The organism is Bradyrhizobium sp. UFLA05-89 (assembly GCF_059803475.1).
Window position 1 is genome coordinate 21,983 of record NZ_JBANBA010000051.1, and the last position, 15,917, is coordinate 37,899.

Annotated in this window: 13 protein-coding genes; 9 read left to right on the forward strand and 4 right to left on the reverse strand. The window is 64.6% G+C overall.

Annotation, left to right across the window (positions count from 1 at the left end):
- The first annotated feature begins 148 nt into the window (after positions 1-148).
- On the forward strand, positions 149-457 hold the full coding sequence (locus SO139_RS24700) for a hypothetical protein (protein ID WP_449378387.1): 309 nt from the start codon (positions 149-151) through the stop codon (positions 455-457).
- 75 nt (positions 458-532) lie between these two features.
- Complete coding sequence (locus SO139_RS24705; protein WP_449378388.1) at positions 533-1,351, forward strand: aspartate dehydrogenase; 819 nt, start codon at positions 533-535, stop codon at positions 1,349-1,351.
- 6 nt (positions 1,352-1,357) lie between these two features.
- Here SO139_RS24705 and SO139_RS24710 read toward each other — a convergent pair whose 3' ends face one another.
- From SO139_RS24710 to SO139_RS24720, 3 genes are all read right to left on the reverse strand, one after another.
- Positions 1,358-2,659: a PQQ-dependent sugar dehydrogenase gene (locus tag SO139_RS24710; protein WP_449378389.1), complete on the reverse strand. Its 1,302-nt coding sequence runs from the start codon at positions 2,657-2,659 to the stop codon at positions 1,358-1,360.
- Positions 2,660-2,833: 174 nt separating this feature from the next.
- Positions 2,834-5,581 carry a hybrid sensor histidine kinase/response regulator gene (locus SO139_RS24715; protein ID WP_498540711.1) on the reverse strand — a complete coding sequence of 916 codons (2,748 nt, stop codon included), beginning with the start codon at positions 5,579-5,581 and terminating at the stop codon, positions 2,834-2,836.
- On the reverse strand, positions 5,578-6,621 hold the full coding sequence (locus SO139_RS24720; protein ID WP_449378391.1) for an ABC transporter substrate-binding protein: 1,044 nt from the start codon (positions 6,619-6,621) through the stop codon (positions 5,578-5,580). Before SO139_RS24720 ends, SO139_RS24715 begins: the two co-directional genes overlap by 4 nt.
- 651 nt (positions 6,622-7,272) lie before the next feature.
- Here SO139_RS24720 and SO139_RS24725 point away from each other — a divergent pair.
- Genes SO139_RS24725 through SO139_RS24735 form a run of 3 tightly spaced genes read left to right on the forward strand, consistent with a single transcriptional unit; the run spans position 7,273 to position 10,791 of the window.
- Entirely contained in the window at positions 7,273-8,226 is a 954-nt protein-coding gene (locus SO139_RS24725; protein ID WP_449378392.1) for a sugar-binding protein, read from the forward strand.
- Between the two features lie 27 nt (positions 8,227-8,253).
- Positions 8,254-9,756 carry a sugar ABC transporter ATP-binding protein gene (locus tag SO139_RS24730; protein ID WP_449378393.1) on the forward strand — a complete coding sequence of 501 codons (1,503 nt, stop codon included), beginning with the start codon at positions 8,254-8,256 and terminating at the stop codon, positions 9,754-9,756.
- 12 nt (positions 9,757-9,768) lie between these two features.
- Positions 9,769-10,791 carry an ABC transporter permease gene (locus SO139_RS24735; RefSeq protein WP_474797131.1) on the forward strand — a complete coding sequence of 341 codons (1,023 nt, stop codon included), beginning with the start codon at positions 9,769-9,771 and terminating at the stop codon, positions 10,789-10,791.
- 15 nt (positions 10,792-10,806) lie between these two features.
- Here the strand turns inward: SO139_RS24735 and SO139_RS24740 are convergent, their stop codons facing one another.
- Positions 10,807-11,565, reverse strand: coding sequence for an SDR family NAD(P)-dependent oxidoreductase (locus SO139_RS24740; protein ID WP_449384603.1), 759 nt, complete (start codon positions 11,563-11,565; stop codon positions 10,807-10,809).
- Between the two features lie 181 nt (positions 11,566-11,746).
- On the opposite strand from SO139_RS24740, the gene SO139_RS24745 reads away from it, so the two are divergent.
- Genes SO139_RS24745 through SO139_RS24760 form a run of 4 tightly spaced genes read left to right on the forward strand, consistent with a single transcriptional unit; the run spans position 11,747 to position 15,911 of the window.
- Positions 11,747-13,006, forward strand: coding sequence for an ABC transporter substrate-binding protein (locus tag SO139_RS24745; protein WP_449384604.1), 1,260 nt, complete (start codon positions 11,747-11,749; stop codon positions 13,004-13,006).
- A 2-nt stretch (positions 13,007-13,008) separates the two neighbouring features.
- Positions 13,009-13,950, forward strand: a complete 942-nt coding sequence (locus SO139_RS24750; protein WP_449384605.1) for a carbohydrate ABC transporter permease — start codon at positions 13,009-13,011, stop codon at positions 13,948-13,950.
- Positions 13,943-14,791, forward strand: coding sequence for a carbohydrate ABC transporter permease (locus SO139_RS24755; RefSeq protein WP_449384606.1), 849 nt, complete (start codon positions 13,943-13,945; stop codon positions 14,789-14,791). Before SO139_RS24750 ends, SO139_RS24755 begins: the two co-directional genes overlap by 8 nt.
- Positions 14,792-14,813: 22 nt before the next feature.
- Positions 14,814-15,911: a Gfo/Idh/MocA family protein gene (locus tag SO139_RS24760; RefSeq protein ID WP_449384607.1), complete on the forward strand. Its 1,098-nt coding sequence runs from the start codon at positions 14,814-14,816 to the stop codon at positions 15,909-15,911.
- Positions 15,912-15,917: the final 6 nt, after the last annotated feature.

The following is a 15,917-nucleotide window of genomic DNA, read 5'->3' on the forward strand; positions in this document are numbered from 1 at the left end:
TGCGCCTCAATTTGAGCGTGTGTTTGCGCCCTCACGATGAGAACAGTGGGGAAGCATGCAGTTCAAACGAATATTGGCAGGCGCTGCAGTCGGCGGTCTGATTTTGGGGTGCGCTTCGGTCTCTCCGACCTACGCGGCGGGGTGCACGGTGGACAAGCTTCAGGGCGCCTATGTCTTCGACGGACGGGGCACCAACGTGCACTACGGGGTTTTCAATTTCGATGGCGGCGGCAGGTTCTCGGGCAAGCAGACCTCGATCCGCCAGACGAACAGCGCGGCGCGCGAGACGCTTCAGGGCACATATACCATCAACGCTGATTGCACCGGTGCCATGATCATGGACGGCCAGCCCGGCGGCACCGCGCATTGGGATATCTTCGTCACGTCCGACGGCAAGAAGGGGCGGATGATCCGCACCGATGCCGGCATTCACGGCGTGCGCACCTTCGAGCAGTGAGCTGACCGCGGACGAAGCGGCTTTGCGCACACCTGACGCCTGAGCTATGAAAGGCCTTGCGAAGGAGAGGTGCGCATGGCCGATCATCGGAAGGAGCTGCGGGTTGCGATCGCGGGATTGGGCTCGATCGGCACGAAGATCGCCGCCGAGCTCGATCGCGGCATCGAGGGCCTCGTCCTGACGGCGATCGCCGCACGCGATCCCGACAAGCATCGCCCATTTCTGAGCGGCCTGCACCAGCCGGCAGCCATCATGCCCATCGAGCAGCTCGCCGAGGTGGCCGATATCGTCGTCGAGTGCGCGCCGAGCCATCTGTTGCGCAGCATCGTCGAGCCCGTGGTGAGGCGAGGGAAGGCGGCGGTCGTCGTCAGCGTCGGCGCGCTGTTGGACAATTCCGACCTCATCGATCTCGCCAAGACCCATGGCGGCCGCATCATCGTGCCGACGGGTGCGCTGATCGGGCTCGATGCGGTCAACGCGGCAGCCGTCGGCACCATCCATTCGGTCAGGATGGTCACGCGTAAGCCGATCGACGGTTTGAAGGGTGCGCCGTTCATCGTGCAGAACGGCATCGACATCGACAATTTGCGCGAGCCGCTCAGACTGTTCGCGGGCACCGCGCGGGAGGCGGCCAAGGGCTTTCCGGCCAATCTCAACGTCGCGGTCGCGCTGTCGCTGGCGGGCATCGGCCCCGATCGCACCATGGTCGAGATCTGGGCCGATCCGACCGTGACGCGCAACGTGCATCGCATCGAGGTGGAGGCGGATTCCGCGCGCTTCTCGATGGGAACTGAAAACATTCCCTCGGAGAACCCCAAGACCGGCATGATCACGGCGTTGTCCGTGATCGCCCTGTTGCGCAAGCAGCGCGCCACGCTCAGCGTCGGGACGTGAGCGTGCTTACGCGCCCGTCACGCGCCAGATGACGTTGCCGACGTCGTCGGCCACCAGCAGCGAGCCGTCAGGCCCGAGCGCGACGCCGACCGGCCGGCCATAGGACTCCTTCTCGTCGGGTGCGAGGAATCCCGACAGGATGTCCCGTGCAGGACCAGAGGGTTTGCCGTTCTCGAACGGCACGAACACGACCTTGTAGCCGCTCAACGTCGAGCGATTCCAGGAGCCGTGCTGGCCGATCACCATGCCGTCGGGGAAGCCGGGCAAGGTGCCGGCTGGCATCCAGCAGAGCCCGAGCGAGGCGGTGTGTCCGCCGAGCGCATAATCCGGCGTGATCGCCTTTGCGACCATGGCTGCATCCTGCGGCACGCGGTCGTCAACGGTCTGGCCCCAATAGCAATAGGGCCAGCCGTAAAAGCCGCCGTCGCGCACCGAGGTCAGGTAATCTGGCGGGGTCTCGTCACCAAGCCCGTCACGCTCGTTGACGACGGTCCAGAGCGCGCCGGTGTTCGGCTCAAAGGCAAGGCCGACAGGATTGCGCAGGCCGCCGGCGAAGATGCGGCTTGCACCGCTTGCAAGATCGAGCTCATAGACCGCGGCGCGGCCTTCCTCGACCTCCATGCCCGTCTCGGCGATGTTGCTCAGCGAGCCGACGCCCGCATAGAGTTTCCTGCCGTCCGCGCTCGGCAACAGGCTGCGCGTCCAGTGTCCGGCCGGCTTGAAAGTGACGAGCGTGCGTCCAGAAGCCTTGATGCTTTCCGCGCCCGCGACATAGGGAAACGCGACCACGCCGTCGGTGTTGCCGACATAGAAGGTGTCGCCGATGAGCGCCATGCCGAACGGCTGGCTCAGTCCATCCATGAACGTTCCACGCTGCTCTGCGACGCCGTCGCCGTCCGCATCACGCAGCCGCGTGATGCGGTTGGCGCTGATGCCGAGCGCGGCGGCGCGCCGCATCGTCGCCTGCATCGCATAGTGAAACACGCTCCTCGGCGGACCCGCTATCTGCGTTGCCTCGGCGATCAGCACGTCGCCATTCGGCATCACGTTGATCCAGCGCGGGTGGTCGAGCCCGCTCGCGTATGCGTTGACCTTCAGTCCGGGCGCGGCGACCGGCGTCTCGCCATCGCGCCAGCCACGCGCGGTCGGCATCTTCAGCGTCGGGATGGCGCCTTGCGGCTTGGCTTCCGGAATCTGCGGTGCTCCGCCCCAGGCCGGTTGTGGCTGGGTTTCCGACATCCGCCGCCAGACGAGCGCAGCTCCGCCGATCAGCGCGACGATGCGCGCGAACACGCTGGAAAAACTCATGAAAATCCCCTGTTACGCCCGCGGAACCGATCCGGCCTGCGTGGCTGTCGCGATGGTCCTGCGGTCAGCCCGCTAGTAGAAGGCAGACGCAGATGACAGTAGTTATACGATCTTACCGTTTCCAATCGAATCGCCGAGATTGCATAGCGCTCCCTTGTCAGGGCGCTTCCTCCCTTAGAAATCCTGCCCGCCCTGGTTGGCGGGCCTCTTTTTGGGCCGCCAGGACTCCGGTGCAGGCGCGCGCCTTTCTTCGGCGCGGATCAGGCCAGCCAGCGCTTGCAGGGATGCCTGCCGGAGCGTGTCCAGCTCAAGGGCTGCGATCCGGCACTCCCCAATCGACATCGATGCGGCCGCAAGCTCGATCGCGTTGCAGGCTTCGAACAGGCGGACGAGGCCAAGCGCGCTGGCGGCGCTGCCGAGCCGGTGCGCGGATTTCGCAAGCTGCACGCGATCATCCGCGGCTACGGCCCGCATGATGTCTGCAACCAGCGTCTCACTCGTCTCTTCGAGCAGTTCGCAGAGCGCAGCGATCTGCTGCGCGCCCAGCAGCTCCTTCTGATCGCTCAGGAAACGCTCGTCGATCAGCGTGCCTGCGGCCAGCCGGGCTGTCTCCGATCCCTCTTGCAAATCGTCTTCGAGCGCGTGGCGCAGGTTCTTGATCAGGATTGGCTTGCCGACGATCTTGCTGATCCCGGCACCGGCGAGGCGCTCGCGCGCATTCCGCGACACGTCCGCGGTCACCGCAATGATGCGCGGCATCTGCTGCAATCGAAGCTCCCGGATGCGCGCCGCAGCCTCCACGCCGTCCATGTCGGGCATGTGCAGGTCCATCAGGACGACATCGAACGCCGCGCGGCGGACCTGCTCGACCGCCGACGCGCCGTCTGTGGCAATCACGGCATGGTGCCCGAGCCGGCCGAGCATGGCTTCGCCGATCTCGCAATTGACGGGATCGTCGTCGACCAGCAGTACGCGCAGCGCGCGCGATGGCGCGCGCGGCCCCCCCTGGGAGGTCTCGGGCTCGGCAAGTGCGAGCGGGACTGCGAGGTGGAACACGCTCCCGGAGCCCGGCGTGCTTTCCAGCGTCACGTCCCCGCCCATCAGTCGCGTCAGGCGGCGGGCGATCGCAAGCCCTAGCCCGGTGCCGCCGAAGCGTCGCGCAATACTGTCGTCGGCCTGCACGAAATCCTCGAAGACCCGCTCGTGCATGTCGGAGACGATGCCGATACCGGTATCGGCGACGGCGACGCGGAGCAGCGGGGCATCCTGTCGCTGCGTGAGCGCGGCCCTGAGCGTGATGCTGCCCTTCGCGGTGAACTTGACGGCGTTGCCGATGAGATTGAGCAGCACGCGATTGAGCCGCACCGGATCGCCATGCACATGCGCATTGAGGCTCGCATCGCAGGAGAGGTCGAATGTCAGCCCCTTCGCCACCGCCTGCGGACGCATCAGGTCGGCGGCCGTCTGGATAAGCTGGTCGAGGCGGAAGTCGCGGGTCTCCAGTGCTTCCGTGCTCGCTTCAAGCCGGGCATATTCAAGGATCGCATCCACCAATGCGATCAGGGTTTCACCAGATCCGGCCGCGGTCGTGAGGTGTCGCCGCTGCGTCTCGTTCAGGATCCCATCGTCGAGCAGTTGCAACACGCCCATGACGCCGTTGAGCGGCGTACGGAGCTCATGGCTGACTATGGCCAGGAAGCGCGACTTGGTCTCGTTGGCCTCAACGGCGGCGCTGCGCGCGCGCTCAGCGGCATCGTGCTCGGCGAGCGCATGATCACGGGCCTTTTCCAGCTCAGCCGTGCGTTCGGCGACCTTCCGCTCCAGCGTCGCATAGGAATCGCGCAGATGCGCGGCCATCACGTTGAACTGGTCGCCGAGCGCCTCCAGCTCGTCATTGGTGTTGATGGCGAGGCGCAAAGAGAGATCTCCGCTGCCGATCCGCTTTGCGCCCTGCGTCAGCATCTGGATGGGGACGGTCATGCGCCGGCTGAGCAGGAACGCTGCCAGAACGGCGAATGCGAGCAGGGCGACCAGCAGGAATGTCGAGCGCCCGATCGAGGCGTAAATCGGCGCATAGGCTTCGCTGATCGGCAGCTCGACGAAGACGAGCCAGCCGAGCGGAGGGACCGTTGCGTAGGTCGACAACACGCGCCGCTGCGCCAGGTCATCCTTGACGAATCCTCCCGCGGCGGGCGGGGTGCCGGCAAGTGCCGCCTGGACGTCGGGACGATTGGAAAGATCGGTGTGGCGCAGCGCCGGCCACAAGTCCGGATGTGCGATCAACTGTCCCTCGCGATCGACGACATAGGCCTTGCCGGTGCTGCCGACCTTGATCCTGGCGACGAGATCCCAGATGAAGCGCAGATTGACCTCGGCGACCGTGACTTGCGGATCGTTTCCGCCGCCGAGAACGGCAAGCGTCATGAACGGCTCGGTATCACCGAAGAAGTAGACCGGTCCGTAGTAGATGCCGCTAGCCCTGGCGCCGAGAAAAGCTGGCGAGGCCGCAAGATCGGCCTGGCTGCTGACCTTGTCGGCGAGGCGGCGTGAGACGCGGACCTGCTCGCGTCCGCGGGCATCGAGCGTTGCGATCTCGGCGATGGCGGGTGAGAGGCGCAAGAGACGGATGGCGTTCAGCCGCTCATCCTCCTGTGCCGACAGATCCGGCGGCAGGCGCGAGAGCCATTTGAGCTGGCTCTCGATCTGACCGATGAACTGGCCGATCTGGATCGCAGCCGATGCGGCCTGTTCGCGCTGGGTTGCCGCGAGGAGCCGCTTCTGCTCGCGGTAGGAGAACCAGACCTCGAGCGCAGTGTTGACGGCGAGCGCCGCGAAGGCGAGCGCGACGAACGAATAGAGATATTTGCGGAACAGCCGGCTCGGAGGCGCGCGCGAGGTGTCGTGGTCGGCCGGCTCGCTCACTCGCGGATCTCGTCGGCGCGTGCGAGCAATGTGGCCGGCAGCTTCAGCCCCAAAGCGTCAGCGGCCTTGCGATTGATCAGAAGCTCGTATTTGCGCGGCGACTGCACCGGAAGGTCGCCCGCTTTGGTCCCGCGCAGGATGAGGTTGACATAATCCGCCGAGCGCACCTCGAGAGAAGCGCCGTAGCTCATCAGCCCGCCGACGTCGATGAAATAGTGAAACGGATAGATCACCGGGACGCGGTGCTGCGCGGCGGCGTTGACGATGGTGCGCCGGTTGATGACGAGGAAGGGGTCGACGAGCGCGATCATCCCGCCCGGGGGCGCACCGGCATAGCCGCGAATGGCCTGGTCTATGCCGGTTGTGTCGTTGACCGGCAACGGCGTGACGGTCACGCCCAAGGACGCGGCTTCGGATTCGATCGAGTCGAGAAAGAAACGCCCGGCGCGCGGAGCGGTCGCAGGATTGAAGAGCACACCGACGCGCGCGATGGCGGGAGCTGCTTCCCGCAGGAGCTGAAGCCATTTGCCGCCCATTTCGGCGGTGCCGTTGGTGAAGCCGGTGACGTTGCCGCCGGGTCTCGCGAGACTCTCGACGAAGCCATTGCCGACGGGATCGTTGGCGGTGGCGAACACGATCGGGATCGTCTTGGTGGCCGCCGTCAGAGCTGCGGTCTCGATCGTCGACGAGGTCAGGATTACGTCCGGCTTGAGTGCGAGGATTTCCCGGATCGCAGCTTCCTGCTGCGCTGGGCCGCCGAAGCTCGAACGCGTCTCGTAGCGGACATTGACGCCTTCCACCCATCCGCGCTCGGTCATTCCCTGGATCAGAGCGCTCAGTCGCGAGGCAGCGCTCTCCGGTGCACTCCGGTTCGTCAGGGGGTCTCCGAGCGGCAATCCGATCAGGGAGGCGACGACGCGGACCCGGTCCGGCGATGCGGCGAGCGCAAGCCATCCCGCGGCCGATGCACCGGCGAGGCGAATGAAGTTTCGGCGGTCGACCGCCACCGGGGCGAGGGGATGCGCGGACTGCCCGGTCATGAAATAGACTGCACGATGGCCTGTTCCAGCCGGTGTGAATAGCGTGAAAGCGCGGTGATCACAAATGGTGAGGGATCGTGCCTGTGAATGCTCGTTCGCAGCTACCGGGCGTGAGAGCCTAACGGGAGTTTCTTTGCGGCCATCCGTCGAGACGCCCGCGTTTTGGCAGGAGACGAGACTGCAGGATGCCATAATTCCGAATTCTGTCAATGTGAAATTTGAGCGGTGGAAATGCCCGGGCGTCGGTGGGATTGGCGCCGGCGGCGCACGTGATTTCTCATTTAGCGAAAACAACCCCATGCAAAGTAGAAATCGTAGCCCGGGGTAAGCGAAGCGTGATCCGGGATCGCAGCCCGCGGGGCAAACCTGGATTGCGCTGCGCTCCATCCAGGCTTCGGGCGCCGGGTTGACTTGCCTGCCCAACCGAAGCGAATGCGCCCTCGGTTGCGCGCCCGGAGGGATTCTGGTACGTTTGAGGTGCGTGCCTCATTTTTTTCTTCCTTGCAGGCTGGAGCCGACGGCGCCCGCGACTTCCGTTGATCCGGAGCGGCGCTTCGTTGGTCCAGTGGTGGGGAGAAACAGGGTGGCTTGCGTAAATGACATGAAGAGTTGGCCGCGATCGACGGTCGACCGCTTAAAAGGGAGGGATGAATGAAGCGTCTCTTGGTTGCAGGTGTCTCCGTTGCGTTCGCGGTCGCGCTGGGTCTCGGCTCGGCCAACGCGGCGGACAAGAAGGTTCTGGCCTTCGTCGTGAACGGCGCGTCCGACTTCTGGAAAATCGCCGAAGCCGGCGTCAAGAAGGCGCAGGGCGAACTGCCCAATTTCGAGCTTCAGTTCAAATATCCGGAGCAGGCCGCGGCCGCCGTGCAGCAGCGGGTGATGGACGACCTCGTCGCGGCAGGTGCTGCCGGCATCATGGTCAGCGCGGTCGATCCCAAGAACCAGACCGAGCAATTGAACAAGGTCGCTTCGCAGACGGTGCTGTTCACGACCGACAGCGACGCGCCGGCCTCCAAGCGCGTGGCCTATATCGGTTCGTCGAACACCGATCTCGGCAAGGAAGCCGGCAAGCTGATGCTGAAGGCGCTGCCGAGCGGCGGCAAGTGCGTCGGCTTCGTCGGTCTGCCCGGCGCCGACAATGCCCGCGAGCGCATCGAGGGCGTCAAGGAAACGATCAAGGGCTCGAAGGTCGAGCTCGTGGACGTTCGCGGCGACGAGATCGACCAGACCCGCGCCAAGCGCAACGTCGAGGACATCCTCGCCGCGATGCCCGACGTGAGCTGCCTCGTCGGCTTCTACTCCTACAACACGCCGCGCATCTACGAGGTGCTCAAGGAGGCCGGTAAGCTCGGCAAGATCCAGATCATCGGCTTTGACGAGGATCCGATCACACTCGGCGGCGTCAAGGAAGGCAGCATCGCCGGCACCGTCGTCCAGCAGCCGTTCGAGTGGGGCTATCAGGGCATGAAGCTGATGGCCGCCTACATCGGGGGCGACAAGTCGGGCATTCCGGCAAACGGCATCATCATCGTTCCCGGCAAGGTCATCGACAAGGCGAATGTCGACGACTTCATGGCATCGATGAAAGCGATGCTCAAGAAGTAGGGGTGTCAGCGCTGCTCGCAGCCGCCAATGCCTGAGCCGTTCCTCGAATTGGTCGACATCAGCAAGACCTATCCCGGCGTGGTCGCCCTCGACCACGTCGACCTCAAGGTCGCGCCGGGCGAGGTGATCGCGCTGATCGGCGAGAACGGCGCGGGCAAGTCGACCTTGATGCGCGTGCTCGGCGGCGTCGTCGAGCCGAGTGGCGGCCTCATCCGGGTTGACGGCGTCGAGCGGGGCTCGTTCACCGTGGCGGAGGCGATCCAGGCCGGCATCGCCTTTGTCCACCAGGAGCTCAATCTCTTCGACAATCTCGACGTCGCCGGCAACGTCTTCATCGGTCGCGAGCCGGTCCATGGCGGGCCGCTCAGGCTGATCGATCGGCAGGCGCTCTATGCGAAGGTGCGGCCGTTGCTGGAACGGCTCGGCGCCGACTTCGAACCCGACGCGCCACTCGCCGAGCTGTCGCTCGCCCAGCGCCAGCTCGTCGAGATCATGAAGGCGCTCTCGCTCGACGCGCGCCTCGTCATCATGGACGAGCCCACCTCGAGCCTGACGCTCACCGAGACGGACCGCTTGATGCGGGTCATCGCGGGCCTCAAGGCTGACGGCGTCAGCATCATCTTCATCACACACCGCCTCAACGAGGTGATGCAGTGCGCCGATCGCGCGGTGGTGCTGCGCGACGGGCGGATGGTCGGCGCGCTGACCCGCGCAGAGCTGTCGCCGGCCGCGATGATCCGCCTGATGATCGGGCGCGACCTCAAATCGCTGTACGTTCCGCCGGCAGCTCCTCCCGGCAAGGCCGTGCTCGACATCGTCGAAGTCGTTACCGACACATATCCAGAGCGCGCCGTCAGCCTGTCGGTGCGCCGCGGCGAGATTTTGGGGCTTGCGGGCCTCGTCGGATCGGGGCGCACGGAACTCGCGCGGGCCATTTTCGGCGTCGATCCCTTGCGCGGCGGCGCGATCAGGCTGGAGGGCACGCCGATCCGCATTTCCAGTCCCCGTGCCGCGATCGAGCACGGCATCTATCTCGTCCCGGAGGACCGCAAGAGCTCCGGCCTCCTGCTCGACTTCTCGATCGCCGAAAACATCTCGCTGCCGGATCTGTCGTCCTACTTGCGGCTCTGGCTCGTGAACACCGCGCGCGAGACCGAGAACGCCCGCCGCCAGCGCGAGCGCCTCAAGATCCGCGCGCCTGACGTCGAAACCGCCGTGGGCTCGCTGTCCGGCGGCAACCAGCAGAAGGTCGTGCTCGCCAAATGGCTGTCGATGCGGCCGAAAGTCTTGATCTTCGACGAGCCGACGCGCGGCATCGACGTCGGCGCCAAGCAGGAGATCTATGACATGCTGCGCCGCCTGACCGATGCGGGCGTCGCGGTCCTGATGATCTCCAGCGACATGGAGGAGGTGATCGGGGTGAGCGACCGGATCGCGGTCATGCATGAGGGCGCGATCTCCGGTTTCCTTGATCGCAGCCAGTTCAGCGAGCACAATGTGCTGCAACTGGCAGTCGGCCACACAATCTGAGGCGAGGGGCCCTTGAACAAGAAAGATCTGAGCCTTTTGGTCCTGATCCTCGTGGTCGGCGCGGTCGTCACCTTCATCAACCCGCGCTTCCTGCTGGTCGGCAATCTCTCCAATACCGCCAACCAGGTCGGGATGTTCGGCATCTTCTCTATCGCGGAAGCGTTCGTCATCATCATCGGCGGCATCGAGCTGTCGGTCGGCTCGGTCATCGCGCTGCTCGGTGTGCTCTTCATCGACCTCATCGTCAATCACGACGTCAACTGGATGCTGGCCTTTGCGGCAATCATCGCCGGCGGGCTCGCGATCGGCCTCGTACACGGCACGCTCGTCACCAGGATGCACATCCAGCCTTTCGTGGTGACGCTCTGCGGACTTCTGATCTATCGCGGCGCCGCGCGCTACTACACCGAGGACGCGACCGCCGGCTTCGGCTTCGGCGCGAGCTTTCCGACGCTGGAATGGCTGACCGCGGGACGCACCAATGTGCTGGGCTTTCCCTTGCCGCACAGCGTGGTCGCGCTGTTCATCGTCGCTGCGGTCGCCTGGGTGCTGCTGCACCGTTCCGTGTTCGGCCGCTATCTCTACGCCGTCGGCAAGAACGAGGAAGCGGCGCGCTATTCCGGCATCCGCTCCGATCGCGTCGTTGTTTCAGCCTACATCATCTGTGGCGGGCTGACCGCGTTCGCCGCGATCCTGATTGCGATGTACACCCGATCGATCTCGCCGGCGGTGCACGGCTCCTTCTACGAGCTCTACGCGATAGCCGCCGCGGTGCTCGGCGGCTGCTCCTTGCGCGGCGGCGAGGGCTCGATCATCGGCGTCGTGCTCGGCACCGTGCTGCTTCAGGTGCTGCAGAATCTCGTCAATCTCCTGGGCATTCCGAGCTCGCTGAATTTCGCCGTTATGGGGACGGTGATCCTGATCGGCGTGCTCGGCGACCAGTATCTCATGCAGCGCCGCCGCACGACGACCGCAAAGGCGCGGCCGCAGGCGAACGTCGCGGCCGCGCCGCTGGAGCGCGCGAACGCGGAGTGAGGTTGACGCGCGGCGTCAGACCCAGCCGCCGTCGACGACGTAGTGCTGCGACGTGCACGCCGAAGCCTCATCGGAGGCGAGGAACAGCGTCACCTTCGCGATCTCGTCCGGCATCAGCTTGCGTTTCAGGCACTGGCGGCGCATCAGCTCTTCCACGCCTTCCGGGGTCAGCCATTTCGTGACCTGACGCTCGGTCATGATCCAGCCGGGCGCGATCGCGTTGACGCGGATGTTGTAGGGGCCGTAGTCGCGCGCGAGCGAGCGGGTGAGGCCGATCACGCCGGATTTGCTGGCGGTGTAGGCGGCCATGCCGCCTTGTCCCGCCATCCAGGAGACCGAGCCGAAATTGATGATGGCGCCGGCGCTCGCCGCCTTCATGTCCGGCAGGACCGCCTGCGCCGCGAAGAACTGATGCTTCAGGTTCACGGCGATGCGGTCGTCCCAATATTCCGGCGTCACCTCCTCGGTCGGATGCCGCTCGTCATGCGCGGCGTTGTTGACGAGGATGTTGATCGGGCCGTGGGCCTTGCGGGCCTCCGCGATGCCGGTCCGCAAGGCCGCGATATCGGTGAGGTCGACGTGGTGGAAATGCGCCGCGAGGCCTTGGTCTGACAGCTCGCGTGCCAGCCGCGTGCCGTCATCCGCCTTGATATCGAAGAACACGACGACGGATTTTTGCTGCGCAAAGCGCCGCACGATCGCTTCGCCGATGCCGGACGCGCCGCCCGTGACGAGAACGACCTTGTCTGCAAGGTCCGGATAAATGGCGGCCACGATGTCCTCCCAATACTGGTGTCCGGGCAATGCTTGCCCGGCAAAACTACTCGTCGGAACCTTAGCCACATGACCGGTGAGGTGCATAGATCAGAATTTTAGTTGCGTACCTCAAAAAATGAGGGCAGCATTGCCGCAACGACATAAGCAAGACCAAAACCAATAGTCGGGAGGAATGCTGATGAGGCTGCTCAGGAAACTGGGACTCGCTGCTACCGCATGGCTGCTCGCGCAAGGCGCGGCGATGGCCGACACCACGGTGAAATGGCTCCACATCGAGGTCAATCCCGCGCAGGTCAAGATCTGGGAAGAGGTGGCGCGGGCCTATGAGGCCTCGCATCCCGGCGTCAAGATCGAGATGCAGTTCCTCGAGAACGAGGCGTACAAGGCGAAGCTTCCGACCATTCTTCAGTCCAAGGACCGGCCCAACATCATCTATAGCTGGGCGGGCGGCGTGTTGAAGACACAGATCGAGGCCGATGTCCTCGACGACATCACCGACCAGGTGAAGGGTTATTCCGACACGCTGACGCCTGCGGCGCTTGCCGCCTTCAGCAGGGATGGCCGCGTCTACGGCTTGCCGACGGCGCTGTCGCAGGTCGGCTTCCTCTACAACAAGGAGTTGATGGCGAAGGCAAATGTCGATCCAGCCGCCATCAAGACCTGGGACGATCTGCTCGCAGCGGTGAAAACGCTGAAAGCCGCGGGCGTGACGCCGATCGTCGTCGGCGGCGCCGACAAATGGCCGCTGCATTTCTACTGGACGCACCTTGCGGTGCGGATCGGCGGCAAGCCGGCCTTCGATGCCGCGCTGCGCGGCGAAAACGGCGGCTTTGCCGGCGAGACATTCCAGAAATCCGGCGAACTGTTCAAGCAGCTCGTGGACCTCCAGCCGTTCCAGAACGGCTTCCTCGGCTTCAAGAATCCGCAAGCCGTGGGCTATTTCGGCGACGGCAAGGCGGCGATGACGCTCGCCATCAGCACCGTCTATCACCTGCAGCGCGCGCTTGCCGCCGACAAGGTGGGCCTCGGTGAAGACAAGATCGGCTGGTTCGATTTCCCGGTGGTGACCGGTGGCAAGGGCGCGCCATCAGACACGCTCGGCGGTATCACCGGCTGGCTCGTCACCAAGGGCTCGCCGAAAGAGGCGGTCGACTTCCTCAAATACTTCGTCTCCAAGGACGTGCAGACGCGCCTTGCCGCCGGCAATTACATCATTCCCGTGGTGAAGGGCGCCGATGCCGGGCTCAACAACGCCTTCATGAAGCGCATCGCGGACAATCTTGCGAAATCGAACTACCACCAGAACTTCTATGACCAGAGCCTCGGTCCTTCCGTCGGTCGCGTCGTCAACGACGTCGCGGCGGAGATTGCCGGCGGCAGCATGAGCCCGCAGGATGCGGCCAAAGCGATCGAGGCAGCCTGGAAGCAGGGCAACTGACCGTGGCGCGGCGGATGGCGACTTCGCCGGCGATGGGTGTGGTTGAGCCCGCACCATCGCCGATCGCGGTGCGCGGTCCGAGCTGGGACGGCCGGCTCACCGTGCTCGTGCTGTTCCTTCCGCCGGCGCTGCTGCTGTTCACCCTGTTCGTCGTGGTGCCGATCGGGGAGGCGGCCTGGTATTCCACCTTCACCTGGAACGGTTTTGGCCGGCCGACCAACTGGATCGGGCTCGACAATTACCGCTTCGTGCTCCAGACGCGCGCCTTCTGGCTCGCGCTGCGCAACAACGGCCTGATCATCGCGGTCTCGCTGCTCGTCCAGTTGCCGCTGGCGCTGACCCTCGCGCTCATGCTCGCCGAACGCTTTCGCGGCGCGGTCGCGCTGCGCATGCTGTTCTTCATGCCTTACATCCTGGCCGAGATCGCCACCGGGCTGATCTTCTCGTTCGTTTATGACGGTGATTACGGCCTCGTCGCCTCGATCTGGCGCGCCTTCGGTAGCGAAGCGCCGCATCTGCTCGCCTCGACCGACACCGCGATGCTGGCGGTGCTCATCGTGATCGTCTGGAAGTATTTTGGCTTCCACATGATGCTGTTCATCGCCGCGCTGCAGAGCCTCGACAGGAGCCTGATCGAGGCGGCGCGCATCGACGGCGCAACGCGCTCGCAGACGCTGCGCCACGTCGTGATTCCCTTGCTCTATCCGACCATTCGTCTCTCGGTATTCTTCGCCATCATAGGGTCGTTGCAGCTATTCGACCTGGTGATGCCGTTGACGCGTGGGGGGCCGGCGGATTCCTCGAATACGATGGTGAGCTTCCTCTACAACAACGGCATCTCGCGCATGCGGGTCGGCTATGGCAGCGCCATCGGTGTCATCCTGTTCATGATCTGTGTCACCTTCGCCTTCACCTACAAGCGATGGTTCATGCGCGATGAGTAACGTCGAGGTCACCCGCGCGCCGTTCGATCCCGCCGTGCTGTACAAGGCGATGTTCCTTGCTCTCGTCGCGATCTTCGTCGCGATGCCGCTGCTCGCGACCGTGCTCGGCGGCTTCAAGACGCTCGGCGAATTGCGCGTCAATCCGTTCGGTCTGCCGCGGCACTGGGAATGGCAGAACTACGCCGACATCCTGTTCTCGCAGCGCTACTGGCAGCTCCTGCGCAATTCACTCATCATCTCGACGCTGACGGTGACGCTCACTCTGATCGTCGCGTCGATGGCGGCATTCACCTTCGCCCATGTCCGGTTCTTCGGCAGCTCGATGCTGCTGAGCTACTTGACGCTGGGACTATTGTTTCCGGCCGCAACCGCCGTGCTGCCGCTGTTCATCAAGGTGCGGGATCTCGGGCTGCTCGATACCTATCTCGGCGTCGTGCTGCCGCAGGTCGCCTTCAGCCTCGCCATGAGCATCCTGCTGCTCAGGCGTTTCTTCAAGGACATCCCCTACGAGCTGCTCGAGGCGGCGCTGGTCGATGGTTGCAGCTACATCAAATTCTTCCGCTACGTGACGCTGCCGCTGTCGCGGCCGATCCTGGCCACCGTCGGCACCATCACCTTCGTCAATAGCTGGAACGCCTATCTGTTGCCGTTGGTGATGCTCAACACCGATGCGCTTTATCCCTGGCCGCTCGGCATCATGGTTTACCAGGGCGAATATTCGTCGGAGTGGCACCTGATCCTCGCCTTCATCACATTGACCATCCTGCCGACGATCATCCTCTTCCTCTTGGCGCAGAAGCACATCGTCGCCGGTCTCACCGCGGGCGCAGTCAAGGGATGAACGACACCTCACGGAGACAAGAATGAGAAAAGTCGGCATCGGCATCATCGGTTGCGGCAATATCAGCACCGCGTACCTCAAGGCAGCGCAGGGCTTCCCGGTCCTCGACATTCGCGCGCTCGCCGACATGCGCAGCGATGCGGCGGAAAAACGGGGGGCCGAGTTCGGCCTGCCCGCGATGCGCGTGGACCAGTTGCTCAAGCGCGACGATATCGAGATCGTGGTCAATCTCACGGTGCCGCTCGCCCACACCGACGTCAGCCTCGCGGTCCTGAACGCGGGCAAGCACGTTCATTCCGAGAAGCCGCTGGGCGTCAATGTCGCCGAGGCGTGCAAGGTGATGGATCTCGCCGCGCAAAAGAACCTGCGTGTTGGCTGCGCGCCGGACACCTTCCTCGGCGGCGGCCACCAGACGGCGCGGAAGCTGATCGACGACGGCGCCATCGGCACGCCGGTCGCGGGCAGCGCATTCTTCATGTGCCCTGGCCACGAACGCTGGCATCCGGCGCCGGGCTTCTACTATTTGCGCGGCGGCGGGCCGATGCTGGACATGGGGCCATATTATATCACCGACCTCGTGCAACTGCTCGGTCCCGTCGCGAGCGTGATGGGCTCGACCGCGCGGCCGAGATCCGAGCGTCTCGTGACCAGCCAGCCGATGAACGGCCAGATGATCCCTGTCGAGGTCGCAACCCACGTGGCCGGCACGCTTGAATTTGAAAGCGGCGCGGTGGTCTCGATCGCCATGAGCTTTGACGTGCCGAAGCACCGACATGCGCCGATCGAGATCTATGGCGACAAGGGCAGCATGCTGGTCCCCGATCCCAACCGCTTCGGCGGCGAGGTGCAGGTGGCGAAGACCGGCGGCGAGTGGGAGGCCGTGCCGCTGACCCATGGCCATGTCGAAGGCGAATTCCGCTCGATCGGCGTCGCCGATATGGCAACCGCAATCGTCACCAACCGGCCGCACCGCGCCAGCGGCGCGCTCGCTTTCCACGTGCTGGAGGCGATGGAAGCGTTCCAGGCCTCCGCCGATGAGGGACGCCGCGTCAAAATCGAGAGCCGCGTCGAGCGGCCGGCGATGTTGCCGGCCGGGCGTGAGACCGGACAGATCGACTGAGGATCA

Bases quoted from the DNA above. Each gene is read 5' to 3' on its own strand.
- SO139_RS24705 (WP_449378388.1), top strand. From the start codon at position 533: ATGGCCGATCATCGGAAGGAGCTGCGGGTTGCGATCGCGGGATTGGGC.
- SO139_RS24710 (WP_449378389.1), bottom strand. From the start codon at position 2,659: ATGAGTTTTTCCAGCGTGTTCGCGCGCATCGTCGCGCTGATCGGCGGA.
- SO139_RS24720 (WP_449378391.1), bottom strand. From the start codon at position 6,621: ATGACCGGGCAGTCCGCGCATCCCCTCGCCCCGGTGGCGGTCGACCGC.
- SO139_RS24725 (WP_449378392.1), top strand. From the start codon at position 7,273: ATGAAGCGTCTCTTGGTTGCAGGTGTCTCCGTTGCGTTCGCGGTCGCG.
- SO139_RS24730 (WP_449378393.1), top strand. From the start codon at position 8,254: ATGCCTGAGCCGTTCCTCGAATTGGTCGACATCAGCAAGACCTATCCC.
- SO139_RS24745 (WP_449384604.1), top strand. From the start codon at position 11,747: ATGAGGCTGCTCAGGAAACTGGGACTCGCTGCTACCGCATGGCTGCTC.
- SO139_RS24755 (WP_449384606.1), top strand. From the start codon at position 13,943: ATGAGTAACGTCGAGGTCACCCGCGCGCCGTTCGATCCCGCCGTGCTG.
- SO139_RS24760 (WP_449384607.1), top strand. From the start codon at position 14,814: ATGAGAAAAGTCGGCATCGGCATCATCGGTTGCGGCAATATCAGCACC.